Origin of the sequence: Mesorhizobium sp. M0998, assembly GCF_040318885.1 — a bacterium.
Classification (GTDB): Bacteria; Pseudomonadota; Alphaproteobacteria; order Rhizobiales; family Rhizobiaceae; genus Mesorhizobium.
In genome coordinates, this window is sequence record NZ_JAMYND010000031.1 from 38,365 (window position 1) to 64,734 (window position 26,370).

At 62.1% G+C, this 26,370-nt stretch carries 29 protein-coding genes; 7 read left to right on the top strand and 22 right to left on the bottom strand.

Annotation, left to right across the window (positions count from 1 at the left end):
• Positions 1-63: 63 nt before the first annotated feature.
• The 6 genes from NKH59_RS24865 to NKH59_RS24890 all read right to left on the bottom strand — a co-directional run bounded on the left by NKH59_RS24865 (position 64) and on the right by NKH59_RS24890 (position 4,747).
• Positions 64-897, bottom strand: a complete 834-nt coding sequence (locus NKH59_RS24865; protein WP_353023398.1) for a phosphatidate cytidylyltransferase — start codon at positions 895-897, stop codon at positions 64-66.
• 3 nt (positions 898-900) lie between these two features.
• Positions 901-1,623: an isoprenyl transferase gene (locus NKH59_RS24870; RefSeq protein ID WP_352448819.1), complete on the bottom strand. Its 723-nt coding sequence runs from the start codon at positions 1,621-1,623 to the stop codon at positions 901-903.
• Between the two features lie 32 nt (positions 1,624-1,655).
• Complete coding sequence (gene frr / locus NKH59_RS24875; protein WP_084640965.1) at positions 1,656-2,210, bottom strand: ribosome recycling factor; 555 nt, start codon at positions 2,208-2,210, stop codon at positions 1,656-1,658.
• A gap of 91 nt (positions 2,211-2,301) precedes the next feature.
• Positions 2,302-3,024, bottom strand: a complete 723-nt coding sequence (gene pyrH, locus NKH59_RS24880; RefSeq protein ID WP_023674934.1) for a UMP kinase — start codon at positions 3,022-3,024, stop codon at positions 2,302-2,304.
• 132 nt (positions 3,025-3,156) lie between these two features.
• Positions 3,157-4,263: an aldo/keto reductase gene (locus tag NKH59_RS24885; RefSeq protein ID WP_352568697.1), complete on the bottom strand. Its 1,107-nt coding sequence runs from the start codon at positions 4,261-4,263 to the stop codon at positions 3,157-3,159.
• A 55-nt stretch (positions 4,264-4,318) separates the two neighbouring features.
• Entirely contained in the window at positions 4,319-4,747 is a 429-nt protein-coding gene (locus tag NKH59_RS24890; RefSeq protein ID WP_353023400.1) for a nuclear transport factor 2 family protein, read from the bottom strand.
• A 108-nt stretch (positions 4,748-4,855) separates the two neighbouring features.
• On the opposite strand from NKH59_RS24890, the gene NKH59_RS24895 reads away from it, so the two are divergent.
• The gene (locus NKH59_RS24895; RefSeq protein WP_352613739.1) at positions 4,856-5,806 is read left to right on the top strand and encodes a LysR family transcriptional regulator; all 951 of its coding nucleotides are present in this window, start codon (positions 4,856-4,858) and stop codon (positions 5,804-5,806) included.
• On the opposite strand, the gene tsf is transcribed toward NKH59_RS24895, so the two are convergent.
• The 5 genes from tsf to NKH59_RS24920 form a co-directional block, all read right to left on the bottom strand.
• A complete protein-coding gene (gene tsf, locus NKH59_RS24900) occupies positions 5,796-6,719 on the bottom strand; it encodes a translation elongation factor Ts (RefSeq protein WP_352471655.1) in 924 nt (307 codons plus the stop codon). The two genes, NKH59_RS24895 and tsf, sit on opposite strands and share 11 nt — an antisense overlap.
• A gap of 119 nt (positions 6,720-6,838) precedes the next feature.
• Complete coding sequence (gene rpsB / locus NKH59_RS24905) at positions 6,839-7,636, bottom strand: 30S ribosomal protein S2 (protein WP_031211288.1); 798 nt, start codon at positions 7,634-7,636, stop codon at positions 6,839-6,841.
• Between the two features lie 204 nt (positions 7,637-7,840).
• Positions 7,841-8,119 carry a DUF4031 domain-containing protein gene (locus NKH59_RS24910; protein ID WP_353023408.1) on the bottom strand — a complete coding sequence of 93 codons (279 nt, stop codon included), beginning with the start codon at positions 8,117-8,119 and terminating at the stop codon, positions 7,841-7,843.
• Between the two features lie 42 nt (positions 8,120-8,161).
• A complete protein-coding gene (locus tag NKH59_RS24915; protein WP_352981138.1) occupies positions 8,162-9,460 on the bottom strand; it encodes a lysophospholipid acyltransferase family protein in 1,299 nt (432 codons plus the stop codon).
• Between the two features lie 135 nt (positions 9,461-9,595).
• Positions 9,596-10,423: a cell envelope integrity EipB family protein gene (locus NKH59_RS24920; protein ID WP_023674927.1), complete on the bottom strand. Its 828-nt coding sequence runs from the start codon at positions 10,421-10,423 to the stop codon at positions 9,596-9,598.
• Between the two features lie 138 nt (positions 10,424-10,561).
• On the opposite strand from NKH59_RS24920, the gene NKH59_RS24925 reads away from it, so the two are divergent.
• The 4 genes from NKH59_RS24925 to NKH59_RS24940 all read left to right on the top strand — a co-directional run bounded on the left by NKH59_RS24925 (position 10,562) and on the right by NKH59_RS24940 (position 13,576).
• Positions 10,562-11,026: a RidA family protein gene (locus tag NKH59_RS24925; RefSeq protein WP_352981137.1), complete on the top strand. Its 465-nt coding sequence runs from the start codon at positions 10,562-10,564 to the stop codon at positions 11,024-11,026.
• 14 nt (positions 11,027-11,040) lie between these two features.
• Positions 11,041-11,769, top strand: coding sequence for a glycerophosphodiester phosphodiesterase (locus NKH59_RS24930; protein ID WP_023674925.1), 729 nt, complete (start codon positions 11,041-11,043; stop codon positions 11,767-11,769).
• Between the two features lie 40 nt (positions 11,770-11,809).
• Positions 11,810-13,024 carry a GNAT family N-acetyltransferase gene (locus NKH59_RS24935; protein ID WP_352766614.1) on the top strand — a complete coding sequence of 405 codons (1,215 nt, stop codon included), beginning with the start codon at positions 11,810-11,812 and terminating at the stop codon, positions 13,022-13,024.
• A 120-nt stretch (positions 13,025-13,144) separates the two neighbouring features.
• Positions 13,145-13,576, top strand: coding sequence for an HIT family protein (locus NKH59_RS24940; protein ID WP_352744117.1), 432 nt, complete (start codon positions 13,145-13,147; stop codon positions 13,574-13,576).
• 95 nt (positions 13,577-13,671) lie between these two features.
• Here the strand turns inward: NKH59_RS24940 and clpA are convergent, their stop codons facing one another.
• The 3 genes from clpA to NKH59_RS24955 all read right to left on the bottom strand — a co-directional run bounded on the left by clpA (position 13,672) and on the right by NKH59_RS24955 (position 17,076).
• On the bottom strand, positions 13,672-16,140 hold the full coding sequence (gene clpA, locus NKH59_RS24945; RefSeq protein WP_352613749.1) for an ATP-dependent Clp protease ATP-binding subunit ClpA: 2,469 nt from the start codon (positions 16,138-16,140) through the stop codon (positions 13,672-13,674).
• 6 nt (positions 16,141-16,146) lie between these two features.
• Complete coding sequence (gene clpS, locus NKH59_RS24950) at positions 16,147-16,473, bottom strand: ATP-dependent Clp protease adapter ClpS (RefSeq protein ID WP_023717744.1); 327 nt, start codon at positions 16,471-16,473, stop codon at positions 16,147-16,149.
• 273 nt (positions 16,474-16,746) lie between these two features.
• Complete coding sequence (locus NKH59_RS24955) at positions 16,747-17,076, bottom strand: phasin family protein (RefSeq protein ID WP_352471661.1); 330 nt, start codon at positions 17,074-17,076, stop codon at positions 16,747-16,749.
• A 298-nt stretch (positions 17,077-17,374) separates the two neighbouring features.
• On the opposite strand from NKH59_RS24955, the gene NKH59_RS24960 reads away from it, so the two are divergent.
• Positions 17,375-18,763, top strand: a complete 1,389-nt coding sequence (locus tag NKH59_RS24960) for an SPOR domain-containing protein (protein ID WP_352540574.1) — start codon at positions 17,375-17,377, stop codon at positions 18,761-18,763.
• 48 nt (positions 18,764-18,811) lie between these two features.
• Here the strand turns inward: NKH59_RS24960 and NKH59_RS24965 are convergent, their stop codons facing one another.
• The 4 genes from NKH59_RS24965 to NKH59_RS24980 all read right to left on the bottom strand — a co-directional run bounded on the left by NKH59_RS24965 (position 18,812) and on the right by NKH59_RS24980 (position 22,292).
• Positions 18,812-19,510, bottom strand: coding sequence for a DnaJ domain-containing protein (locus NKH59_RS24965; RefSeq protein ID WP_353023402.1), 699 nt, complete (start codon positions 19,508-19,510; stop codon positions 18,812-18,814).
• Entirely contained in the window at positions 19,510-20,241 is a 732-nt protein-coding gene (locus NKH59_RS24970) for a vWA domain-containing protein (protein ID WP_352613752.1), read from the bottom strand. The genes NKH59_RS24965 and NKH59_RS24970 overlap by 1 nt, the downstream gene beginning before the upstream one ends.
• Before the next feature lie 124 nt (positions 20,242-20,365).
• Positions 20,366-20,803 carry a DUF1489 family protein gene (locus NKH59_RS24975; RefSeq protein ID WP_352466463.1) on the bottom strand — a complete coding sequence of 146 codons (438 nt, stop codon included), beginning with the start codon at positions 20,801-20,803 and terminating at the stop codon, positions 20,366-20,368.
• 85 nt (positions 20,804-20,888) lie between these two features.
• A complete protein-coding gene (locus tag NKH59_RS24980) occupies positions 20,889-22,292 on the bottom strand; it encodes an L-serine ammonia-lyase (protein ID WP_352502378.1) in 1,404 nt (467 codons plus the stop codon).
• Positions 22,293-22,462: 170 nt separating this feature from the next.
• On the opposite strand from NKH59_RS24980, the gene NKH59_RS24985 reads away from it, so the two are divergent.
• On the top strand, positions 22,463-23,218 hold the full coding sequence (locus NKH59_RS24985; protein WP_352816522.1) for a DUF599 domain-containing protein: 756 nt from the start codon (positions 22,463-22,465) through the stop codon (positions 23,216-23,218).
• On the opposite strand, the gene NKH59_RS24990 is transcribed toward NKH59_RS24985, so the two are convergent.
• From NKH59_RS24990 to gatC, 4 genes are read right to left on the bottom strand one after another with little or no spacing between them, the layout of a single operon-like run.
• The gene (locus NKH59_RS24990; protein WP_352613755.1) at positions 23,155-23,964 is read right to left on the bottom strand and encodes a YdcF family protein; all 810 of its coding nucleotides are present in this window, start codon (positions 23,962-23,964) and stop codon (positions 23,155-23,157) included. The two genes, NKH59_RS24985 and NKH59_RS24990, sit on opposite strands and share 64 nt — an antisense overlap.
• A 28-nt stretch (positions 23,965-23,992) precedes the next feature.
• Positions 23,993-25,558, bottom strand: coding sequence for an amidase (locus NKH59_RS24995; RefSeq protein WP_353023404.1), 1,566 nt, complete (start codon positions 25,556-25,558; stop codon positions 23,993-23,995).
• Positions 25,558-26,016, bottom strand: a complete 459-nt coding sequence (locus NKH59_RS25000) for a GNAT family N-acetyltransferase (protein WP_352502374.1) — start codon at positions 26,014-26,016, stop codon at positions 25,558-25,560. Before NKH59_RS25000 ends, NKH59_RS24995 begins: the two co-directional genes overlap by 1 nt.
• Before the next feature lie 7 nt (positions 26,017-26,023).
• Positions 26,024-26,311, bottom strand: a complete 288-nt coding sequence (gatC, locus tag NKH59_RS25005) for an Asp-tRNA(Asn)/Glu-tRNA(Gln) amidotransferase subunit GatC (RefSeq protein WP_352981134.1) — start codon at positions 26,309-26,311, stop codon at positions 26,024-26,026.
• Between the last annotated feature and the right edge of the window lie 59 nt (positions 26,312-26,370).

Below are 26,370 nucleotides of genomic sequence, written 5' to 3' on the forward strand. Positions count from 1 at the left end.
ACTGTGACATCAATCCAGGCGAATCCATGACGCAGCCCCGCGCCGGCCCACCGACGATGCCGTTCAAACCGGAAACAGCCCCCGTGCCGGATGGTCGGCGGTCGCGGAAATCCAGCCGATGACGTATAGGGCGAAAGCCGCCGCGACAAGCCCATCTACCCGATCCATGATGCCGCCATGGCCGGGTATCAGCGTGCCGGAATCTTTACGGCCGTGGCGTCGCTTGACCCATGATTCGAACAGGTCGCCGGCCTGCGCGACAATCGAAAGCACCAGTGCGACCACGCCAAGCACGACGAGGTTGCCCGTTCCGGCCACGGCGGCCAGAAGCAGCCCGGCCACTACGCCGCCGACCACCCCACCGAGCGCCCCGCTCCGCGTCTTGCCCGGCGAGATCGACGGCGCCAGCCTTGGACCACCGATGGAGCGGCCGACGAAATAGGCAAAGATATCGGTCGCCCAAACCACGGCGAATAGGAACAGAATGGCCAGCAGCCCTGAATGGTCGCCGTCACGCAGGAAGGCCAGCGACAAGCCGGACACGGCCGCATAGGCAAGGCCGGATGCTTCCCACGGTCCTGCCCTGCGCATGGAAGAAGCGACCGCAGTGACAGCAATCAGGGCCGCGACGAGCGGCAGCAGCAAAGACGCAGGCAGGCCGGCGACGAGGGCACCAATAAAGACCCCGATCAGCGCCTCGGGCAGAAAGCCGAGACCTGCCGTAGCACCAGCACCTGCCGGGGCAACGGGGCGGCTCATCCGCGTCCACTCGTAGAAGATCACCGCCGCCATGGCAGCGCAAAGCAACCGGAAGGACAGTCCGCCGAGCCAGGTCAGGGCAAGCGTGACGATGGCAAGCACGACGGCCGAAATGACCCGGAGTTGGAGGTTGCTCATTCCTCAGCCTGAGGCGACATCTTGGGCGGCAAGTCCGCCGAAGCGGCGCTCGCGGCCGGCGAAATCGCGCAGTGCATCGGACAGGTGCTCGCGACTGAAGTCGGGCCAGTAGCAAGGCAGGAAAACGAGTTCGCTATAGGCGGCCTGCCATAACAGGAAGTTGGACAGCCGAAGCTCGCCGCTGGTGCGGATGACCAGTTCCGGGTCTGGAATGCCCTCTGTATCGAGCGAGCTGGCAAAGGAATCGGCCGTGATCGCCTCGCTCTCGATCTCACCGCGCGCCACCGCCGCTGCGAGCTTGCGCGCGGTGCGCACGATCTCGTCGCGCCCGCCGTAATTGAAGGCAATGACCAGTGTCAGCGCCTCGTTGCCGAGAGTGAGCGTTTCGGCTTCCTCGAGCAGCCCCCTTATGTCGGGCTGCAGCCCTGCCCTGTCACCGATGACCCTGATCCGCACCCCACTCTGGTGCAGCTCGGCGAGGTCACGTCGGATGAAAAGCTTAAGCAGGCCCATGAGGTCGCTGACTTCGGATTTCGGCCGTGACCAGTTTTCCGACGAAAAAGCGTAGACGGTCAGGAAGGAGATGCCGAGGCCGGGGGCGGCGCGCACTGTCTTGCGCAGCGCCTCGACGCCGGCGCGGTGACCGGCCAGCCGCGGCAAGCCGCGCGCCTTGGCCCAGCGTCCGTTTCCGTCCATGATGATCGCGACATGCGCGGGCGTTGCCATATTCTCGCTTCCGGGCCAGGCGTGGCCAGACCCTAGACCTGCATGATTTCCGCTTCCTTGTCGGAAAGCAGGTGGTCGATGGTGCTGATTGTCTCGTCGGTCAGTTTCTGAACCTGGTCGGCCCGTTTGCGATGGTCGTCCTCACTGATGTCGCCGTCCTTTTCCGCCTTTTTCAGAAAGTCCATGCCGTCCCGGCGAACGTGGCGTGCGGCGACGCGGGCATTCTCGGCATAACCGTGCGAGATCTTGACCAGCTCCTTGCGGCGCTGTTCGTTGAGCTCGGGCAGCGGAATCCTGAGATTGGTACCGTCGACGATAGGATTGAAGCCGAGATTGGCTTCACGGATGGCGCGGTCGACTGCGCTGACCATCGACTTGTCCCAGACCGAAACCGAAATCATGCGCGGTTCCGGCACCGACACTGTTGCCACCTGGTTGATCGGCATGGTGGTGCCATAGGCCTGCACCTGGACGGCATCGAGCAGGTTGCTCGACGCGCGGCCGGTGCGCAGCGAAGCCAGATCATGCTTGAACGCGGCGATCGCCCCGTCCATGCGCCGTTTGAGATCGTCGTACTCGCCACTCATCATCGTCTCCTCGACCCGTTAACCCGGGTTCACTGCTTAGGCCCTGTTCGAGCCTCATCCGCAACCGGTCCCTTTCGGGTTCATGGTCCGGTCAATCGTCTGCGACAACCGTGCAACGGCCGCCGCCCCTCAGGATATCGCCGAAGCCACCCTTCTCGTGGATCGAATAGACGATTATCGGAATGTTGTTTTCGCGCGCAAGTGCAATCGCCGCCGTATCCATGATCGAAAGCCCGCGTTTGATGACTTCGTCATGGCTGATCCGCTCGAAACGTGTCGCATGCGGGTCCTTCTTGGGATCAGCCGAATAGACACCATCGACCTGGGTACCCTTGAACAGAGCATCGGCGCCGATCTCGGCGGCGCGAAGGGCTGCAGCCGAATCGGTGGTGAAGAACGGATTGCCGGTGCCGCCGGCGAAGATGACGACCTTGCCCTGGTTCATGTAGGCGGTCGCCTGACGCTGCGAAAAACTTTCGCAAAGCTCGGGCATGGCGATCGCCGACAGCACCACGGCGTCGACGCCGATCTTGTTGAGCGAGGTGCGCAGCGCCAGCGAATTGATAACCGTGGCAAGCATGCCCATATGGTCGCCGGTGACGCGGTCTCCGCCTTTTGACGCAACCGCGACGCCACGGAAGATGTTGCCGCCGCCTATGACGACACCGACTTCGATGCCCAATGCGCGGGCCTCGGCGATGTCGGCGGCGATGCGGTCGACCACCGATACGTCGATGCCGAAATGCTGCTCGCCCATCAACGCTTCGCCCGACGCTTTCAGCAAGACACGTCGGTAGAGGGGCTTCACCGTCATCTGGTCCTCGTCATCGTGCGTGTGACGCGTTTCGGTGCGCCCCGAAACACTGGGCGTTCCGATACACGAAGGGCGCCGCGATGTCACGCCGCGCCCGAGCCGGAAAGTTGAGATCGTGGACCGGGATAGCCGTCAGCTCACGCCGGCAAAAGTGCCTCGCATGAGCAGATCCGGCAGATAGCTTGCCGGCTTACCGCCAACCGCCTGCCCACCGGTCAGGCCGCCTTGTATTTCAGGGCCGAAGAACGAATACGGAAAGGGCGTGACCGGCCGGCTCACCGCATCGAGCCGTGCCCGAAGATCTTCGGGAATGTCGAAATCAAGCGCGCCGAGATTGTCCTTGAGCTGGTCAAGCCTGGTGGCGCCGACGATGACGGACGCAATGCCTGGCCTGTTTGCCGTCCAGTTCAGGGCGACCTGGGCCATGCTGCGGCCGAGCTGGCCGGCAACCCTCTCCAGTTCGGCGACGATTTGCCAGTTGCGATCGGTGAATTTCTGGAAACCGGGATTGGTCGAACCACGCATTGTCTCCAGCCGGCCACCATCCTCGACGATTGTATCGAAACGGTATTTTCCGCTGAGCAGGCCGCTGGCCAATGGACTCCAGACCATGATTCCGGCGCCATAGCGCGTGCCGAACGGCACGAACTCGTGCTCGATGTTGCGCTCGGCCAGCGAATATTCGAGCTGAAGCGCCGAAACCGGTTCATAGCCGCGATGCTCGGCGACGGCCTGCGCCCGGCTTGCGTACCAGGCCGGCACGTCGGACAGGCCGACATGCCGGATCTTTCCGGCGCGCACCAGATCGTCCAGCGTCCGCATCACCTCCTCCGGCGGCGTCAGCCTGTCCCAGGTATGGAGGATGTAGAGGTCGATGTAGTCGGTGCCGAGCCGCTTCAGCGAACCGTCTATCGCCCGCAGGATGTTCTTGCGGCCGTTGCCCCCGGCGTTCGGGTTGCCCGGTTCGGCGTTGTAGGTGAATTTGGTACTGATCACCGCCTTGTCGCGCAGCCCACGCTCGGCGATGAATTCGCCGAGCCAGGTTTCGGCCGTGCCACCGGTATAGAGATCGGCGGTATCGAAGAAATTGCCACCGGCTTCGACATAGGCATCAACCAAGGCGCGCGCGGTTTCCTTCTCCGCGCCCCAGCCCCATTCCGTGCCGAACGTCATGGTGCCGAGCGCCAGGCGGGTGACACGCAGCCCGCTGTTGCCGAGCGTGTAGTAGGACATGGTCATGGATTTTCTCCTGAAGTTTGAAAAGCGGGATTGAGGTCTTGCCTGGGATACGCAGTCAGGCCTTGGCCAGCGCATCGACCACCACCTGGAAGCGGCGCGGATCGAAATAATCGTGGTAGGCGCTGATCAGACCGCTCTTGAAGTGGAAAATCGCGATATTGCTGTTGGTGTATTCAGTGCCGCCGATCAGCACCGCGCGGTTCTTGTACTCAACGACGATCGCGTCCGAATCCGCTGCCGGATAGATGGCTGTCAGCTGCGAATCGAAGGATTCGAAATTACCGAAGAGGCCTCGGAAGGCCGCCAGGATCGCGACCTTACCATCGATGCTGTTTCCAAATCCTGCCGGCGGGTAGAAGACAAGTATCCGGCCATCTTCAGCCCAAAGGTCGCCCCATGCCTCAATGTCCTTGCGGTGCATCAGATCAAAGAATTTACGCACGGTCTCGAGATTACGGGTTCGTTCGGAATCGAGGTCGGTCATTAGACGTTTCCATGGCTACTCGGCCGTGTGATGCAGCCAAAGATGCGCCCTCCTTTCCCCACCGATAAGATTGCATTATCCGAATGGACTATGCGATATCATGCATGAATGGACCGCGATCTGCTTAGCCACCTACCTATAATCGTTGCCGTCGCGCGACGTGGCGGTTTCGCGCCGGCAGCCGCCGAGCTCGGCATGAGCCCGTCAGCGGTCAGCCATGCGGTTCGGCTGGTAGAGGAGCGAATCGGCCAGCCGTTGTTTGCCCGCACCACGCGCAGCGTCTCGCTGACCGAGGCTGGCACCGCGCTTGTCGCTGCGGCGGAGCCGGCGCTGGAAGACATTGCCGACCGGATCGAACGTATCCGCTCTGTCAAAGGCCGGGCAAGCGGACTGCTCAGGATCAACGCGCCGCGTTTGGCGCTGCCTCTGGCGCTGATGCCCATCCTGACGGCGATGGCGGAACGTTACCCTGACGTGACGGTGGAGATCGTCACCGACGAACGTCTGAGCGATATCGTCGGCGAGGGTTTTGACGCCGGCATCCGGCTGGGCGAGATGATCGCCGAGGATATGGTGACGGTGCGACTGACAGGGCCTTTCCGCAGCATCATCGTTGCCTCGCCGGCCTATGTCGCCCGGCGCGGGCGGCCATGGGCGTTGGCCGATCTCGCCGTGCACAACTGCATCGGTTATCGGCTGTTGCGATCACGTGCGCTCTATCACTGGGATCTATCCGATCAGGGCAAGGATATCAGCGTCGAGACACGCGGCAGCGTGGTCGTCAGCGATCCGCTGTCGGCAAGGGAAATGGCGCTTGCCGGCATCGGCCTCGCCTATCTGTTCGAGCCGCTTGTCAAGCCTGACATCGAGGCAGGCCGGCTGGTCGAAGTCCTTGGCGAGGCATCGATCGAGGAACCGGGACTGTTCCTCTATTTCCCGCGCCGCGCCGCGATGGCCCCGAAGCTCCGCGCCTTCATCGACACCGCGCAAGAAATCGGCCGGGCATCCTCGCGGATACCCGGCCGAAAAAAGCCTCTCAAACGAATAGTTACTTCTTGACCGCTGCCGCGACTTCCGCCGCGAAATCGGTCTCTTCCTTCTCGATACCCTCACCGAGCGCGAAGCGCAGATAGGCAGCGATTTTGGCTGGCGCGCCGATTTCGCTCTCGGCATCCTTCAGCGCCTTCTCGACGGTAATGTCGGGATTGAGCACGAAAGCCTGCTTGAGCAGCACGACCTCTTCATAGAACTTGCGCAAACGGCCTTCGACCATCTTCTCGATGATCGCTTCCGGCTTGCCGGACTGGCGCGCCTGGTCGGCGAAGATCGCCTTCTCGCGTTCCACTGCGGCCGGATCGAGCTCTTCGGTGGTCAGGGCCATCGGATTGGTGGCAGCGACATGCATGGCAACCTGACGGGCGAAGGCGTTGGCGGCATGCGCGTTGCCCGTCGTCTCGATGGCCACCAGCACGCCGAGCTTGCCAAGGCCGTCGGCGACCGCATTGTGAACGTAGGTTGCGACAGCGCCGTGCTCGACCGTGAGCTTGGCCGAGCGGCGGAAGCCCAGATTCTCACCGATGGTGCCGACAGCGTCCTTGATGGTCTCGGCGACCGATTTGCCCGATCCCGGATAGGGAGCGGCGGCAACGGCCTCGGTCTTGCCGCCATAGGCAAGCGCGACCTTCGCGACATTGGCGACGATCTCCTGGAACGCAGCATTGCGGGCAACGAAGTCCGTCTCGGAATTGACCTCGACGATCGCTGCCTCGCGGACGCCGGAATCTACGCCGATCAGGCCTTCGGCAGCGGTACGGCCAGCCTTCTTGTCGGCCTTTGAAATGCCCTTCTTGCGCAGCCAGTCGATGGCTTCTTCCATATTGCCGTTGGTCTCGTTCAACGCCGCCTTGCAGTCCATCATGCCCGCGCCGGTCAAGTCGCGGAGTTCTTTGACCTGTGCAGCCGAAATGCTCATTGTCGCCTCTTTGTCTAAATGCACTGACGCACCATCGATTTTCGATGATGCGCCTGGTGCTGGTAGCGCTTACCGCGCCAACATATTGGAAAGATGAAGGCCGCAGCCGGCCTTCGCTACTATGCTTCCGGGGTCTGGGCTGCCGGGCTCTCGGCGGCCGGGGTCTGATCGAGCGCCGGCTCGACCGGAGCCTCGACCGATGCGCCGATATCGACACCGAGCGCGCCCTGCTGACGGGCGATGCCGTCGATAGCTGCCTTGGCGATCAGATCGCAATACAGCTGGATGGCGCGGGCCGCGTCGTCATTGCCGGGGATCGGGAAGTCGATCTTGTCCGGGTCGCAGTTGGAATCGATGATGGCAACGACCGGGATGCCGAGACGCTTGGCCTCGAGAATGGCGATCGCTTCCTTGTTAGTGTCGATCACGAACATCAAATCGGGCGTCGAACCCATATCCTTGATGCCGCCCAGCGCCTTGTCGAGCTTCTCACGCTCGCGGTCGAGGTTGAGGCGCTCTTTCTTGGTCAGGCCCTGAGCCTCGCCGGCCAGCATTTCGTCGAGCTTGCGCAGGCGCTGGATGGAATTCGAGATCGTCTTCCAGTTGGTCAGCATGCCGCCGAGCCAACGCGAGTTGACATAGTACTGGGCCGAGCGCTGCGCGGCATCGGCGACGATGTCGGAGGCCTGGCGCTTGGTGCCGACGAACAGCACCCGGCCGCCCTTGGCAACAGTGTCGGAAACCTGCTTCAACGCCTGGTGCAGCAAAGGCACTGTCTGCGAGAGGTCGATGATGTGGATGTTGTTGCGGGCGCCGTAGATATAGGGCGCCATTTTCGGGTTCCAGCGGTGGGTCTGGTGGCCGAAGTGAATGCCAGCTTCCAATAGCTGGCGCATGCTGAAATCAGGCAGAGCCATTCTTATTTCCTTTCCGGTTAGCCTCCACGGACACAGGCATTTTTGGACTTTGTCCTCGAACGCCACCGGAGGTTTCAGCCGGATTTCTCCCGGGCAGACACCAAAGTCCGTGTGTGGAATGAGCGCGCATATAGAGGGGAAGCGCGACAAACGCAAGCGCTGTGGCGTCTTGCGGCTCAGCGTGCGGCGATCAGCGCACCGGTGTCATTGCCGCATCTTCCCCTTCGGCACCCGCACACGCCGGAAAACGGCGACGATCTCCTCGCGGCTGCACTCGATGGCGCCTAACCGCACTGCGCGGTCGCGCTCGAACCCGGTTATGTCATAGTGCGGCGCGGATGTCTTTGGCGGTCCTTGGTAGGACGCGCGCTTGATGCCGAGCTGCCCGGCAAAGCGATGCAGCTCGTCGATGTCGTCTGCCAGCAGATGACACCAGCGGTGGCCGACCCATTTCCAGATCGCCGCATCGACATAGACCGCCACAGGCTTGCCGCACTCCTTCATCTTGCGCCGACCAACACACCGCTAACGATGATAGAAGGGATTGGCATAGAAAATGAAGCCGCCGCCAGCCTCGAGTTGCGTCATCGTCCTGGTGACGGTCTCCTGCATCCGGTCGTGCAGTTCGGCGAGTGCCTCCTCGACGGAGCCTTGATAGGCGTGCAAGCCTAGCGGCTCCGGTACCCGGACATAGGCGCGACGTGGGCCTGCCGGCTGCGGCACGAAACGGTTGATCGCATCGCGCAGCGTACCCTTGCAATAATCGTTGCGGATCCGCTTCAAATGTTCGGCGATCTCCTCCTGCGTGATGCGCGGGTTGGCTGAGGCCCACGGCCCGACACGCTGCAGGCGCTGGATCGCATCTGCCAGCGTTCGGACCTGCTTCTGGCTTCCGCTGCCATCCGTGCTTTCCCGCAGCCAGCGCCGCGAACGGCGCAAAAGGTCGGCATTGTCGAGCGTGCCGGCGTCGACCGAGACAAGTTCGGCAAGGCGACGGCCGAGTTCGGTCAGCAGGTCCTTTTGACGTGCGTCATACGAAGCCCGCTCATCGGACCGCAGGCCATATGCAGCCTCATCGCGAGACAGCAACGTCGCATAGATATGATGGATGCGCTCCGGCAGCGAATCGGCGGCACGGCGTTCGATTTTCAGGCTGTGCTCGACATAGGCGCATTCCTTTGCCAGCGCTGCCTCGACATTCCCCGTGAAAGCAAGCTTCCAGATCACGGGCGCGATCCAAACCTTGAAATCCGGATCCGTCAGGCGGCCGCGCTTCAACGCCTCGAACCCCATTTCGACCGCGCCCGGCAGCAGCGGGGCAATGATGTTGGCATGCCAGCCGACACCGCCTTCGGGATGCAGGAGCACGCCGTGCCCCTTCAGCGCCCAGGCCACCGAATGTTCCTTGGCGGCCGCGCTGTTGCCCGGGATTTGCGCGATCAGATTGTTGGCCAACCAGAATTTCTGCATCAGCCGGCCAAGCCCGTTGACGACGCCGTGCGTGGCCCAGGATGCCGCCAGCGGGCTTACCCGCGAGACGACCTCCTTGTCGATCATCCAGTCGGCAAAGAATTCAGGATGGTTGGGCGTGATGAACGTCGCCTTGCCCGCGCCGCAACAAGCCTTCAGCCTTTGCCGGTCATCCTCCGGAAAATCGATGTGGCGGACATTGGCGACGCCGCGCAAACCGGCCAGACGGTTGAATGGCAACAGGTCGCGAAACCCCGGAATGCCGTGCAGCATGACAATCCGGTTGACGAATGTCATAGCGTTGATCAGTGTCGCATTGGGCCGCGGCGCCACAAAAACGTCGATCCTGCTCAACCTGCTCCCCCGCGGCGCATACCGTAATAAAACGTTGATAGGCAATTGCGGCATGCTCAAGTCGATGCGACTTGCCCCGCAAGATTAAGCGCTACTATCCCGGATAGCGGCCGGCGGCTTGCCGTTCACTCGAGCTTATTTAGACGGGCAGGTCTTAGGCTGATCGAACAGTGACAGATTGACCAATTTGCCGGTCATCGAGAACTCGCCATAGTCCATGACGAGATCGCGCGTGATGCCGTTCTTGTGCAGCTTGAAGCTGATCCGGTATTCCGGCACCTCCTCGCCGCCTTTGTCGGCATCATCGAAATAGGCGATGTCGACCGGCCAGTATTTGTCGGTGGCGAGCTTGGCCAGCGCCGGCGCTTCCGGATCGGCATTGTCGGCATCGGCTTGCTTGCCGACGACGACGGTGGTGGTCACCACCTTGTTGGCGTCCTCAGAGCCGTCGAACAGGTTGGTTTCGTAGAAACGCTCGCCCTTTTCCGCCTTGCCGATCATTTCGACCATTTGCTGGGTCGGGAACTGGGTCGGCGCGAGTTCCAGGCTGTTCTTCTCGGGCTTGTCGATATCGACCTTGAGACCGTTGGCTTCCTTCGTTGCGGTACCCTTGACCTCCTTGTCGAGGTTCTGGTCGACAAAGGATTTGTTCACGAAGGAGAAGGTCTTGCCCTCGGCATCCTCGAAGGTGGTCATCTGCTGGTCGGTCAGCCTTGTGTTGTCGCTGGTTACGATCTGGGTCACCAAACGGAACTTTACCGTATAGCCCTCGCAAGGCGAGCCGTTGAACTCGTAGACCATGCGGCCGGTGATGCCGGTAATGCCGGAACGGTCTGAAGCCTTGTCGAGTGAAATGTCGTAAACAGCACGATGCGCCTGCAGCGCAGGCACGGCAAAAGCGGGAGCCGCCCAGGAAGCCGCTGTCAAGAGAACGGCGTTGAATGCGAGGCGCGTTGCGCGCATGGGGTGCTCCGATCATCGCGGCTAGTGGCAAGCCGCATGGAAAGATGGTCCAGCTTAAAAAAAGTCGTGGCGGAAGCGAGGCAAAAATAGCAATTTCGGCCCGGCCTGCGCGGCACCTTCAAGCAATAGGGAAATAGCATGAGCGAAACAATCGAAAAGCGGCTAAGCGATCTCGGCGTGGCGCTGCCGGCCGCCGCCGCGCCCGCCGCCAATTACGTGCCCTATTGCCGGACCGGCAATCTGCTGTTCACCGCCGGGCAGTTGCCGCTCAAGGAGGGCAAGCTCCAGGCGAGCGGACTGCTTGGCCGCGATGTCGACACCGCGACCGGCAAGGAAGCCGCAAAATACTGTGCGATCAACATATTGGCCCAGGCTCAGGCGGCACTTGGCGATCTCGAGAAAATCCGTCGCTTGGTGAAGATCACCGTCTTCGTCGCCTCGGCACCGGATTTTGTCGAACAGCATCTGGTTGCCAACGGCGCCTCGGATTTTCTCGCCGCCGTGCTCGGCGATCGTGGCAAGCACGCTCGCTCCGCCGTCGGCACCGCCTCCCTGCCGCTTAATGCCGCAGTGGAAATCGAAGCGATCTTCGAAGTCGAATGACCGGGACTGCAACCATGACCGATCTTTCCTGGCTGACCGCCCGGCCCGTCGCCCATCGCGGCCTCCACGACATGAACAAGACGCGCTGGGAGAACACCCTTTCCGCCTTCGCTGCGGCGGCCGAGCGCGGCTACGCGATCGAATGCGATGTGCACCTGTCATCCGACGGCGTCCCCGTCATCATCCACGATGGCGATCTGCGGCGGCTGACCGGCGAGGATGGCTTCGTCTGGCAGCGTACGGCTGCAGAGATCACGGCGCTGAAGGTCGGCGGCACCGCCGACCATTTGCCGACGCTGCAGCAGGCGCTTGATCTGGTCGACGGCCGTGTGCCGATGGTTGTCGAACTGAAAGGTGCTGCCGGGCATGACGAAGGCCTGGTCGAAAGCGTCGGCAAGATGCTCAAGCATTACAAGGGCAAGACCGCGATCATGTCGTTCGACCATTGGCTGATCCGCGAGTTCCCGAAATATGCACCCGGCATACCCGGCGGGTTGACCGCCTACGGCAACGACAACCACCTGATCGAGGCGCATTTCGCCATGCTGGCGCATGACATCGCCTTCACCTCCTACGCTGCCGGCGACCTGCCGAACCGGTTCGTCTCCTTCGTGCGAGAGAGACTCGGTATGCCGGTGATCACCTGGACCGTGCACGACCAGCCTGCCGTCGACCTGACCTTCAAATATGCCGACCAGATGACGTTCGAAGGATTCGAGCCCGATCTGGTACGGCTTGCCTGAGCGGGCTTGTATGGGTCCGCAGCGAGCTTAAGTAAGCCTCATGGATCAAGGGGACGACTGTGAAAGACAAACGGCGAATGCGGAGCTGTCGATCCGCATCGCCGCGGGCATCGGCGCCTTTACCAGCGCTGAATGGGACAGCCTCGGCGGCACTACACGCGGCGATGCAGAATACGGCTACAACCCGCTTGTCTCATTCGCTTTTTTGAGCGCGCTGGAAGATTCCGGCTGCGCTGTTCGGCGCACAGGCTGGCAAGGCCATCACCTCAGGCTGGAAACCGCGCGAGGCATGTTGCTCGGAGCGGTCCCCTGCTATCTGAAGTCGCACAGCCAGGGCGAATATGTCTTCGACCATGGCTGGTCGGACGCGTTCGAACGCGCCGGCGGGCGCTACTATCCGAAGCTGCAATGCGCGGTGCCGTTCACACCCGTCACCGGCCCTCGCCTGCTGGTCGGCAGGGGCGAGGACATCCCCACCGTCAAGGCCGGTCTTGCGACCGGCCTGAAGGCGGTGACGGATAAGCTCGGCGTGTCTTCCGCGCATGTTACTTTCGCGCCGGAGGACGACGTCCAGGTATTGGCGGCGGCCGGCTTCCTGCATCGCACCGACCAGCAGTTTCACTTCTTCAACGAAGGCTTTTCGAGCTACAACGATTTTCTCACAACGTTAGCCTCGCGCAAGCGCAAGGCAATGAAGAAAGAGCGGCGCGAGGCCCTCGCCGACGGCATCTCGATCGACTGGCTGACCGGCAAGGATCTGACCGAAAAGGCCTGGGACGACTTTTTCGCGTTCTACATGGATACCGGCAGCAGGAAATGGGGCCGGCCCTACCTCAACCGCGATTTCTTCTCACTTATCGGCGAACGCATGGCCGACGACATCCTGCTGGTCATGGCCAAACGCAGCGGGCGCTACATTGCAGGTGCCATCAACTTCATCGGTTCAGACGCGCTCTACGGCCGCAATTGGGGCTGCATCGAGGACCACCCGTTCCTGCATTTCGAGGTCTGCTACCATCAGGCGATCGATTTCGCCATCTCGCGCAAGCTGAAGGTGGTTGAAGCCGGTGCGCAGGGCGAGCACAAGCTGGCGCGCGGCTACCGGCCCGTGACGATGCATTCGGCGCACTACATCGCCCATCCAGGTCTGCGCAATGCAGTGGCCGACTACCTCCAGCGCGAGCGGCGCGAAGTCGAGCGGATGAGCGAATATCTGGAAGAGCACACCCCGTTCCGCAAGGACATGGCGGAGTAGAGCAGCGAGACCCAACTCGCTCAGCCACACGGGCCGCATGGCCGATGTCGACCGATCGTCTTGCCCGCCCGGAACAGCTTCGCTACACGAGATAGCGAGCCAAGAACCGGAGCGCGCGCCATGGCCGAAGCAACCTATGACAGCAGCAACATCTTCGCAAAAATCCTGCGCGGAGAAATCCCTTCGCACCGCGTCTACGAGGATGACGCGGTCATTGTCTTCATGGATGTGATGCCGCAAGGACAGGGTCACACGCTGGTGGTGCCGAAAGCACCGTCGCGCAACCTGCTTGACGCGGATCCGGCGGTGCTTGGCCCGCTCTTCGTTCACGTCCAGAAAGTTGCGCGGGCCGTAAAGAAGGCCTTCGATGCCGATGGCGTCACGGTTATGCAGTTCAACGAACCAGCTTCGGGGCAGACTGTCTTTCACCTTCACGTCCATGTCATTCCGCGCTTCGAGGGCATTCCCTTGAAGCCGCACAGCGGACAGATGGAAAAGCCTGAAGTCCTGGCCGAAAACGCCGGCAAGATACGGATGGCGCTGGCAAGCTGAACTGGCGCAACCGCCCTGGCGGGCGCCGGGCGGTTAACCGGAAAATGTCATAAAAAAAGCCCCGGTGCCGGGGCTTTTTTTGATTTGTGGATTCGTCAGTTCTTACGCGGCAGTTGCGGCACAAGGCTGCGCTTGCCACCATCCTTGCCTTTCGGCTCCGGCTTCGGCGCCACCGCCTTTTTCGCGGCGGGCTTCTTCGCCACGGCCTTCTTGGCCTTCGGCACGTCGTCCGGCTCTTCCTTCTTCGGCTTCACCGGCGCCTCGTCGGCGAGCGATTCGAGCTTCAGGCCGGTCTCGCCGGTTTCCTTCTTCTCGACGGTGACACGTACCGTGCCGCCCTTCTTGAGCTTGCCGAACAGCACCTCGTCGGCCAGCGGCTTCTTGATGTGCTCCTGGATGACACGGCCAAGCGGCCGGGCGCCCATGCGCTCGTCATAGCCCTTGTCGGCCAGCCATGCGATCGCCTCCTGCGACAGGTCGAATGTCACGCCGCGCTCGGAAAGCTGCGCTTCCAGCTGCATGACGAACTTCTGCACCACCTGATGGATGACCGGCACCGGCAGCGAGCCGAACGGAATGATCGCATCGAGACGGTTGCGGAACTCCGGCGTGAACAGCCGGTTGATCGCTTCGACATCGTCGCCTTCGCGCTTGGTCGAACCGAAACCGATGGCCGCGCGCTGCGCGTCGGACGCGCCCGCATTGGTGGTCATAATCAGGATGACATTGCGGAAGTCGATCTGCTTGCCGTTATGGTCGGTCAGCTTGCCGTGATCCATGACCTGCAACAGGATGTTGAACAGATCCGGATGCGCCTTCTCCACTTCGTCCAGCAACAGCACGCAATGCGGATGCTGGTCGACGCCGTCGGTCAGAAGGCCGCCCTGGTCGAAGCCGACATAGCCGGGAGGCGCGCCGATCAGCCGTGAAACGGTGTGGCGTTCCATATATTCCGACATGTCGAAGCGGATCAGCTCCACGCCGAGCGAGGCGGCGAGCTGCTTGGCCACTTCCGTCTTGCCGACACCGGTCGGACCCGAGAACAGGTACGAGCCGATCGGCTTTTCCGGTTCGCGCAGGCCGGCCCGCGCCAGCTTGATGGCCGAGGTCAGCGCTGTGATCGCGGTGTCCTGGCCGTAGACGACGCGCTTCAACTCGATGTCGAGGCCTTGCAGCACCTTCTCGTCGTCGGCGGAAACCGTCTTCGGCGGGATACGCGCCATCGTGGCGATCGTCGCTTCGATCTCCTTGATACCGATGGTCTTCTTGCGCTTGGCTTCCGGCACGAGCATCTGCGAGGCGCCGGTCTCGTCGATCACGTCGATCGCCTTGTCCGGCAGCTTGCGGTCGTTGATGTAACGCGCCGAGAGCTCGACCGAAGCCTTGATCGCCTCGCTCGTGTAGCGGACCTTGTGGAACTCCTCGAAATAGGGCTTGAGGCCCTTCATGATCTCGATGGCGTCCTCGACAGTCGGCTCGTTGACGTCGATCTTCTGGAAGCGCCGCACCAGCGCGCGGTCCTTCTCGAAGAACTGGCGGAACTCCTTGTAGGTGGTCGAGCCGATGCAGCGGATCGCGCCCGAAGACAGCGCCGGCTTCAACAGGTTCGACGCATCCATGGCCCCGCCGGAGGTGGCCCCTGCCCCGATCACGGTGTGGATTTCGTCGATGAACAGCACGGCGCCGGGATAATCCTCGAGCTCCTTGACGACCTGCTTCAGCCGCTCCTCGAAATCGCCGCGATAGCGGGTGCCGGCCAGCAACGTGCCCATGTCGAGCGCGAAGATGGTGGCATTGTGCAGCACTTCGGGAACGTCGCCCTCGACGATGCGCTTGGCGAGGCCTTCGGCGATTGCCGTCTTGCCGACGCCAGGATCACCGACATAGAGCGGGTTGTTCTTGGAGCGGCGGCACAGCACCTGGATGGTCCGGTTGATCTCGCTCTCGCGACCGATCAATGGATCGATCTTGCCGGCCTTGGCCTTGTTGTTCAGGTTGACGCAATAGGCAGTCAGCGCGTCCTGCTGCTGCTTCTTCTTGCCGCCTTCCTCTTGCGGCTCGGCTCCGCTCTGGCTGCCTTGCTCGTCGTCGGCGCCGCGCGGCGTCCGCGTCTCGGAAGCGCCGGGGCGCTTGGCGATGCCATGCGAGATGTAGTTGACCGCGTCGTAGCGGGTCATCTGCTGTTCCTGCAGGAAGTAGGCGGCGTGGCTCTCGCGCTCGGCGAAGATGGCGACGAGCACGTTGGCGCCGGACACTTCCTCGCGGCCTGACGACTGCACATGGATCACCGCGCGCTGGATGACGCGCTGGAAACCGGCAGTCGGCTTGGAATCTTCATCGTAGCCGGTGACGAGGTTGTCGAGCTCGGTGTCGATATAGGTGAGGACCGTATGCTTCAACTCGTCGAGATCGACGTTGCAGGCACGCATGACAGCGGCCGCCTCGGTGTCGTCGATCAGGGCGAGCAGCAAATGTTCAAGGGTTGCATATTCATGGTGCCGCTCATTGGCGAGCGTCAGCGCTTGGTGAAGCGCCTTTTCCAGGCCTTGGGAGAAAGCCGGCATGTTACCTCACTTCTTCTCCATCACGCATTGCAGCGGATGCTGATTCTGTCGGGCGAAATCCATGACCTGAGACACTTTGGTCTCGGCCACCTCGAATGTATAGACCCCGCACTCGCCCACCCCATGATTGTGAACATGAAGCATTATGCGTGTGGCGGCTTCGCGGTCCTTCTGGAAAAAGCGCTCCAGCACGTGGACCACGAATTCCATGGGTGTGTAGTCGTCGTTAAGAATGAGGACCCGATACAGACTGGGCTTCTTGGTCTTGGTTTTTGTGCGCGTGATGACGGCCGTGCCGCGACCGGCCTCATTGCCGTTGCTGCCGTTCTGCATTCGCACCACGTAGCTCGTGGCAGTCAAACCTATAGTCACGTAGTCCTGCCTCTTTCGAATCCTCATGCATGCTCGACATGTAGGTGTTCGATGGACGATTTTAAGCCCTTCTGTTTAGCTGACAATATGGCTAGGTGGCCAAACTTGACCGATTTTTCAAATCGTGAAGACCGCAGGCCCCGATTTCGAGCTGGCATGAAAAAACCCGGCCGCGCGTTCGCGACCGGGTCTGTCTTTGCAAGCCCAAGGGCCGGCTCGGAATGTTCGTCGAATTTACTTCGCCTTGGCGACGATCGATTCGAACGGCTTGTAAGCTTCCTTGGCGAGTTCGGCATAGAGATCGCCAAGCTTGGTGGCCTCGGTGACGAAGCTCTCATAGGACTGCTTGGCATAGTCGGACTGGATATCGATCGCCTTGTCCAGCGACTTGGCGGAAAAGAGCTTCTCGACAGCGGCGCTACCGGCTTCGAAGCTTTTCTTGGTGTACTCACCCGCCTCGGCGGCGATAGCCTGCGCCCCCTTGGACAGCGAGGCGAAGCTCTTCAATCCGGTGTCCGCAAATTCCTTGCCGTATTTGCTGAAATCTTCATAGGTCTGGGTCATTTCACGCATTCCCTTGAACGGTTGCCTTGGACGATAGACGCGGCTTGTCCGGGCCGCGTTGTGCAATGCGTGTAAATATATTGTGCAGTGCACAAAAGTCAAGATTCCCGCGGCAATGCGGATCGTGAGCTGCCGGCATTCGCTAAGATTCGAATAAAGAGAAGCTCAATCCCACAGAAAATGGTGAACGCGGCGGTTACCATAAACGGATTGGTAACGCTGCCTGCGTTAGCGTGGCCGGAGGTGAGGCAGGACCCTTTGCCGCCTCCAAGGCAACGGAAATTCAAAGGAACTATCAGTGCGTAAGGCGTTGTCGGGCTTCGTTTCCAAATCCGTGTCCCCCTTCAAAACGATCATGATCCTCGCCATGGCGATGAGCTTCGTCGTCGCGGACGCGGCTTCATCCATGGCGGCCAAGTCGGCGGCCATCGTCATCGATGCCAAGACCGGCAAGGTGCTTTATTCGTCGGATGCCGATGGCCGGCGCTATCCGGCTTCGCTTACCAAGATGATGACGCTCTATCTGACGTTCGAGGCGTTGGCGAAGGGCAGGATCAGCAAGAATTCCCCGGTCGTGTTCTCGGCCAATGCCGCTGCCGAACCGCCGACGAAGCTCGGCGTCAAGCGGGGCGGCTCGGTCACGGTCGAGACCGCGATCCTGTCGATGGTGACCAAATCGGCAAACGATTCCGCAACGGCGCTTGGCGAGACGCTCGGCGGCAACGAAGCCAATTTCGCCCGCATGATGACCGCCAAGGCGCGGGCGCTGGGCATGAGGGGAACCGTTTTCCGCAACGCCAACGGCTTGCCTGATCCCGGCCAGTTCACGACCGCGCGCGACATGGCGATGCTCGGCATCGCCCTGAGAGAGCATTTCCCGCAATATTACGGCTATTTCTCGCAGCGCTCCTTTCTTTACGGGCGGCAGCGCATCAACGGCCACAATCGTCTGCTCGGACGCATCAAGGGCGTCGACGGCATCAAGACCGGTTACACCCGCGCCTCCGGTTACAATCTGGTCTCCTCGGTCTCGGATGGCGATCGGCGCATCGTAGCGGTGGTCATGGGCGGCAGGTCCGGAGGCAGCCGCGACAGCCAGATGGCCGGGTTGATCAATGCCTACATGCCGCAGGCGTCGTCGCGCGGCGGCGGCGTGCTGATTGCCAAGGCCGGCGGCGGCAATCCGATTTCAGCCTTGGCCAAGGTGCTTCTACCGAAGCATGACGCGCCGACACCGGACAGTAAGCCGGACGACGATGCCGTTGCCTCTCTTGTCGAGGAAAATGCGCCCGTCGTTGAAGAGACCGCTCCGGTCGTTCAGGCCAAGAGGGTCAAGACGACGGCTGTGTCGACGGTGGACGACGTGGCGACAGCCCGGGTCGCCGCAGCCTATGCCGAACCGGCGGCAGAGGTCGATCCGGTCAGCACGGCGTCGGTGCCATCCGGCTGGGCAATACAGGTCGCCTCTTCGCCAAAACAGGCCGAAGCGAAGGCTTTCCTCGACAAAGCGACGAAGCAGGCGCCCTCCGTTCTGACCGATGCCTCCGGTTTCACCGTCGCCTTCGACAAGGACGGTGTCACCTACTACCGCGCCCGGTTCGGTGGTTTCGGTTCGAAGACGGCTGCCTGGAAAGCCTGCAACGCTTTGAAAAAGAAGAAGATCGAGTGCTACGCCGTCCAGCAGTAAGCGGCGCGCGAAACGATATCTGTCCCGAAGTTCTTGCGTCGAAGGAGACTAGTTGTGATTGGAGAGCAAGACGTCCTTGGCTTCATTGATCCGCGCCGCCAGGAAAGACGTGCCACTGATATCGGGGTGCAGGCGCTGCATCAGGCGGCGGTGCGCCTTGCGGACATCCGCCGCGGCAGCCCCCGCTTCAAGACCAAGGATCTTGTAGGCCTCCTCCTTAGTCATGGCGCCAGAACCTGGCGCAACACCCAGCCCTTCGCCACCATTCGCATCAGCGTCTTTGCGCCAGATGGGAAATCGGCCGTCAAGATACGTCTCTAGCAATTGGCGGCTCTCCGGATCGCCGGAGAGTTCGCGATAGAGTTGCTGCAATTCGGCAAGCCCCATCGAGCCAAGCATCTTGCCTTCATGGCGCCCGGCCAGCACAAGGCCTTCGAGGCCGCCGGTATCGTGATCGAGTTCCATCTCAAGCGCCGCCGTACGAACTGTCGAACGCTTGCCCGCCGCCAGTTTGGCTGCCGGCCGATTCATGCGCATGGAGCCGTACCAGGCGAGCGCAGCCGACAGGATCAAGCCCCCGATGCCCTCGCGCCCGACCAGCAGCACGGCGACGCCGACCAGCCCGAGCAGCACAGGTCCAAGCGTCCTCATGCCGCCTGCAAGCTTCGCCGGATCGGCGCGCAGGAAGATGGTGAGCATGCCGAGAAACACCAGAAGCAATGCTACGAAAGCGATAATCGCGCCCATCAGTTTCCGCCGCCCCGCATATGCTCGATCATCAGTCGGTCTTCCGGCCTGCCCCGGGCCTCCAGTGCCTTCAGCCCGCCGGTGGCAAACACGGCGACGGACGAAAGCAGGCCGGCCAACGTCGCGGCAGCCCGCCGATCGAACCTGAACCAGGCCCCTTTCGACAGCCGCGCAATTTCCTTGAACGCCTTTTCCGCAGCGGCATCATGGCCCTCCTGAAAGACGAAGACAGGAACGCCGTGCAGACCGAGGCTGCCGGCCTTTTCGGCCAGATCATCTATGTTTTCTTCCATCGCGTCGCCGATATAGACCAGCGCGTTGACCTTGGCCGCCGCCGTCTGTTTCAGCGCGTGGGCGAGCACCTTGCCGATCTGGGTACGGCCGCTGCGGCAGTTGATGCGCGTCATCAGCTGTTTCAGAGCTGCGGTATCGGTGACGAATGCGGATGAGCGGCACTCGCCAAGGCCGCGAAAATAGACAAGTTGAACCTTGAGCGCCCCGGCCTTGCCGACGGCGTCGAACATCTCGGCCTGCAGCGCACAGGCGAGATCCCAGGTCGGCTGGCGGCTCATTGTCGCGTCGAGGGACAGGATCAGCCTGCCTGAACCGGTGGCGGATGCAGCGAGCGTCCTTGCCTGACGGAGAAACGCGTCGATCTCGCCGGTGCTCGATTGAGACTCGACCGGCGCAGGATTGGCCCTTGCAGGCACGGGCTGCTTCTTGTCGCTCATGACATTCAAGATGTGGCGTTGTCCCCCGGCTTGCAAGCCCAGATGAGGCGACCTGGAGGACCTGTGATGATGGCACCTGCGGACAGCGCTTCGGCTGGTGGTCTTGGCGTTGCGCTTCTCGGCGTCAGAGCAGGCCGAGATCGGCAAGCTCACGCCTGAGCTTCGGCGGCATCTCGATCAGCCCGGCTTTGCCCTTGCCGAGATCGGCCGGCGCGTCCGCCGGCTTCAGGTAGCGCCACCCCTGGAATGCACGGCGCGGTTGCCAGTCAGTGCGCACGACCTCGGGATCGAGGATCAGATGGCAACGGCCGATGCCCTCGTCATCGGTGAAGGGCCGGATTTCGGTGATCAGCTGGCGGCATTGGACATTGCCCTTGATCACCCAGTAGAGCGAGCCGCCGTCGGTAATCTCGGCGCCACGCGTCGGCACCATGCGGGTGGTGTGGTAGTGCTCGGCCGGTTCGCCGGCGCGGCGCCGCTCGTCGAGACGGAAGGCAATCCACTCTTCCAGATCCTCGACGCTGTCACAGCCGACGCAAAGCTTTATGAGATTGAGAGACATCGTTTAAGGTTTAGTCCAGCACGCGAACGCGTCAACGGCCTGATCGACTTCTCCACAGTGGTGGTCCATGCCGCCAGATTGGCGCTCAGCACTCCACGACATTGACGGCCAATCCGCCAAGGCTGGTTTCTTTGTACTTTTCGTTCATGTCGAGGCCGGTCTGGCGCATCGTCTCGATCGCGGCATCGAGCGGCACGAAATGAACGCCGTCGCCCTTGATGGCCAGCGAAGCGGCGGTCACCGCCTTGACGGCACCAAGCGCGTTGCGCTCGATACACGGCACCTGCACCAGGCCGCCGACCGGATCGCAGGTCATGCCGAGATGATGTTCCAGCGCGATCTCGGCAGCATTCTCGACCTGCTCGGGCGTGCCGCCCATGACGGCGCACAATCCCGCCGCAGCCATTGCCGAAGCCGAACCGACCTCGCCTTGGCAGCCGACTTCCGCCCCCGAGATCGAAGCATTGGTTTTGATGATGCCGCCGACGGCCGCCGCCGTCAGCAGGAAATCGCGAATGCTGGGCTGGTCGGCTTCGGGATGGAAATGCAACCAGTAGCGCAGCACTGCGGGCAGAGTGCCGGCCGCCCCATTGGTTGGCGCGGTGACGACACGGCCGCCGGCAGCGTTCTCCTCATTGACCGCCATCGCATAGATCGACAGCCAGTCGTTGGCGAGCAGCGGGTTAGGCCGGTTCTGCTGCCATTGCTCCTGCAGCTTGTCGTGCAGCATCCGGGCACGGCGGCGCACCTTGAGTCCGCCTGGCATGATGCCGTCTTGCGACAGGCCGCGCTCGATGCAGCCCTTCATGGCGCTCCAGATGCCGTCGAGGCCGGCGTCGAGCTCCCCGCGCGACATCTGTGTCTCCTCGTTGACGCGCTTCATCTCGGCAATGGAAAGCCCGCTTTTCGCTGCCATGGACAGCATTTCGACGGCGTTCTTGAACGGATACGGAACCTTCTTGCCTTCGGTTGTCGCCGAGCCCCTTGCTTTCATCCGCTGCAGTTCTTCCTCGGACACTACGAAGCCGCCGCCGATCGAATAATAGACGCGCCTCAGCAGCAACCGGTCGCCGGCATCATGGGCAGAGAAGGCCATGCCGTTGGCGTGACCCGGCAGCGGCGTCTTGCGATCCAGCACAAGATCCGTTGCCGGGTCGAAACGGTAGGACGGATGGCCGGGCGGCGAAATCCGTTTCTCGGCGGCGATGCCAGCGACGATGCCGTCTGCTAGGTCGGGATCCACCGTCTGCGGCGTCTGGCCCGCGAGGCCGAGCACCACGGCTCGGTCGGAGCCATGGCCGATGCCGGTGTAGGCGAGCGAGCCATGCAGGCTGGCAGCGATCCGGTCGACCTTGGCGCCGGCCGGGCGCGGCCAGTCGTCTCCCGCAATCTCGTCGAGAAACCGCCGCGCGGCCGTCATCGGCCCCATCGTGTGCGAACTCGATGGGCCGATGCCGATCTTGAACAAGTCGAAAACCGAAAGGAACACGTGGGCGTTTTCTCCTGGGACCCTGTTGAGGTCTACATATAGGAATTCCCATGATGTTTTCCGCTGTTTTGAAGATTGCGGCGCTGCGCCTGCCGACCTTGTTTGCTCCGGCAGCGACATTCCAACTTCGGCCATCGAAGCATTACTGCCGCCTGTGGTAAAAGCAACGCATGAGCGATTCCTTTCACCTATCGACGGCCGACCTTGCGGCGCTGGGGTTCTTCCTTGCCGCGTGGGTGCTGCATACGCTCGCCGCCGATGGAATGCTGGTCAGCCGCATGTCGCTGACGAGGGCTATGAACACGCAGCGCGAGGCCTGGATGCGGACCATGGCCGAACGCGAGATCCGCATCGTCGACACCGCCATCATGAGCGGGCTGCAACAGGGGACCGCCTTCTTTGCCTCCAGTTCGCTGATTGCGATCGGCGGCTGTTTTGCCCTGCTCGGCGCCTCCGATCAGGTTCTGACCGTGCTGAGCGACCTGCCGTTTGGCGCCACGTCCTCACGCGCAGCCTTCCAGACGAAGGTGCTCGGGCTGGTGCTGATCCTGGCCTTTTCCTTCTTCAAATTCGGCTGGGCTTACCGGCTGTTCAACTATTGCTCGATCCTGATCGGCGCCGTGCCGATTCCGCATGGCGAGGCGTCGCGCAATCCGGTCACCGAAACGGCGGTGTGGCGTGCCGCGCGCATGAACATGTTGGCCGGAAAGCATTTCAATTCGGGCCTGCGCGGCGTGTTCTTCTCGATTGGCTATCTTGGCTGGTTCGTCGATCCCGCGGTGTTCGTCCTGTCGACGCTGCTGCTCCTGGCGGTGCTGGTGCGCCGCCAGTTTTTCTCGGCGGCGCGGCAGGCGGTGCTCGGTCAGCCGCCCGGCCCAACATCCGGCGCCGGAAAAGGCCGGTCTATCCGGCCCGACAGCCAGTAGGCAATCAGCCCGATCCATTCACGGGTCGCGATGGTTGTGGTCTGCAGTGCTTCGTTGGCATCCGTGCGGAACAGGCCGATGCCTTCCCTGCCGGAGGTGCGGTAGTCGACCGGCCACGGAACCGTCGCAAAACCGGCTTTGTCGAACAGCGCCTTGGCGCGTGGCATGTGGAAGGCCGAGGTCACCAGCAGCCAGGTCTCGCCCGGTTTTGGCGTGATCAGTTGCTTGGTGAAGACCGCATTCTCGTAGGTGTTGCGTGATTTGCCCTCAAGGACCAGCCGATCGGCCGTCACGCCGAGCGCAGTGAACAGGCGTGGAGCTGTCGCCGCATCGCCCTCGTCTTCGCGGACCATTGCAATGGGGCCACCTGAAATGACGACCCTCGCTGTCGGAAAACGCCGTGCCAGCACGGCTGCCTCGACCAATCGGTCGCCACTGGCGTTGAGTTCATAGCCACCGCGGACGAAGTTGATGGCGCTCTCCATACCGCCGCCGAGCACAACGATTCCGTCAACTCGTTCCGGCAGCGGTGGCTTGGGGAAACGCTCCTCGAGCGGATTAAGCATCACTGCGCCGAGCGAGGTCCACGCCGAGAGTGCAAGGACAAGGAATGCCAGCACGCTGCCGGTGGCAAACAGCCTCTTGCGCCCGACCAATGCCGCAAGCAATCCAGCCAGCAGCAGGATGATCGCGAGATTAAGCGGCTGGACGAAGAGCCAGAGAATCTTGGAGACATAGAAGAACATCCCTCACCCCCTCAGATGAGAAACGATCCTACCACCATTTTTCCGGCTGAAATGTGCCGGCCGCCTTTTCGATGACGTGGGCAGTCTGGAACAGCGTTTCCTCGTCGAAAGGCCGGCCGATCAGCTGCAGGCCGAGCGGCAGCCCCTTGGCGTCGAGCCCGGCTGGAACCGCTATACCGGGCAAGCCGGCCATGTTCACCGTCACCGTAAAAATGTCATTGAGATACATCTTGACCGGGTCGGCGGCCATGTCCTCGTCGGCGATGCCGAAGGCAGCGGAAGGTGTTGCCGGCGTCAGGATGACGTCGACGCCTGCTGCAAACACATTTTCGAAGTCACGCTTGATCAGGGTTCGAACCTTCTGCGCCTGCAGATAGTAGGCATCGTAGTAGCCGGCGGAAAGCACATAGGTGCCGATCATGATGCGGCGCTTGACCTCCCGCCCGAAGCCGGCGGCGCGGGTCTTTTCATACATGTCGACAATGTCCTTGCCGGGCACGCGCAAGCCATAGCGGACGCCGTCGTAACGGGCGAGGTTGGACGAGGCTTCGGCCGGCGCCACGATGTAATAGGCCGGCAGCGCGTATTTTGTGTGCGGCAGCGAGATATCGACGATCTCGGCGCCGGCATCCCGCAGCCAGGCAATGCCTTTCTGCCACAGCGCCTCGATCTCCGCGGGCATGTCATCGACACGATATTCCTTTGGGATGCCGACCTTCATGCCTTTGATCGGGCGGCCGATCGCCGCCTCGTAATCCGGCACCGGCAGGTCGACGGAGGTCGTGTCCTTCGGGTCGACCGAAGCCATCGACTTCAACAGGATCGCGGCATCGCGGACGTCGCGCGCGATCGGCCCGGCCTGGTCGAGCGACGAGGCGAAAGCTACGATCCCCCAGCGCGAGCAGCGGCCGTAGGTCGGCTTGATGCCGACCGTGCCGGTGAAGGCGGCGGGCTGGCGGATCGAGCCGCCGGTGTCGGTCGCGGTAGCGCCGGCGCACAGGAAGGCCGAGACGGCTGACGCCGAGCCCCCGGACGAACCGCCCGGCACCAGTTGGGCATTGTCCAACGTGCGCGCGGTCTTGGTGCCACCGGCCGAAACGAAACCGCCCTCGCCCTGATGTGTCGTCGGCATTACCACCGTGTCGAAGCGCGAACGCCGCCACGGATTGATGACCGGCCCGTAATGCGAGGTCTCGTTGGACGAGCCCATGGCGAACTCGTCCATGTTGAGCTTGCCGAGCATGACGGCACCATCCGCCCACAGATTGGCGGTGACCGTCGATTCGTAGCGCGGTTTGAAGCCGTCCAGCACATGGCTGCAGGCCTGGGTGTGGACGCCTTCGGTGCCGAACAAATCCTTGATGCCGAGCGGGATACCCTCGAGCGACCCGCCCTCGCCCTTGGCCAGTTTCGCGTCGGAGGTCTTGGCCATGTCGCGCGCCTTGTCGTCGGTGACCACGACGTAGGCATTGAGCGCCGGATTGGCTCGCTCGACCGCCGATAGATAAGCCTCGGTGATTTCGGTGGCTGTGATCTCCCTGGAGCGCAATTTGGCGCGGGCCTGCGAAATCGTCAGCTGGGTAAGGTCGCTCATCAGGCAAGGCTCTTTTCGTAAAACACCGACCACTCGGAATCGGGATAATCCAGTACCGGGCCGCAGCGCGAAAAACCGGCGCGTTCGTAGACGGTCCAGGCGGCGGGATGACGGTCGCCCGTCTCCAGCACCAGACGCTTAAGCCCTTCTTGGCGCGCCAGCGCCTCGATACGCTCGACAATCTTCGCGCCGATCTTGTGGCCGCGATGCGACGGTCGCGTATACATGCGCTTGACCTCGCCTACGACAGCATCGTGGCGCTTCAGTGCGCCGCACCCGATGGCAAGGCCGTTGTCGCGGGCGATGAAGACGGTCGTGTTGCGGTCCGCCATCTGCTCGACCGTCAAGTGGTAGCAATGCTCTGGCGGCGTCAGCTCCAGCAATGTGGCGTTGAGCTCCTCGATCAGCCCACGCACATCGTCCTGCAGCGGCGTCTCAGCCGCGATGTCGATTGCCATCGGCCTGCTACTCCACGACCTTCGGCACAAGGAAGAAATTTTCTTCGGTCGCCGGTGCATTGGCGACGATGTCGGCTGCCTTGCCGCCGTCGGTGACGACGTCCTGGCGCTTTTTCATCGCCATCGGCGTGACCGAGGTCATCGGCTCGACGGCGGAAACATCGACCTCGTTCAACTGCTCGACAAAGCCCAAAATGGCGTTCAATTCGCCGGTCATGCGCTCTGCATCCTCCTCGCTCACCGCAATACGGGCAAGATGCGCGACGCGCTTCACGGTTTTTATATCAACGGACATGTTTGTGCCTCGGGAAAACCAGCGCTATAGCGGCGCGGCGCGTGCCGCGCAACATGCAT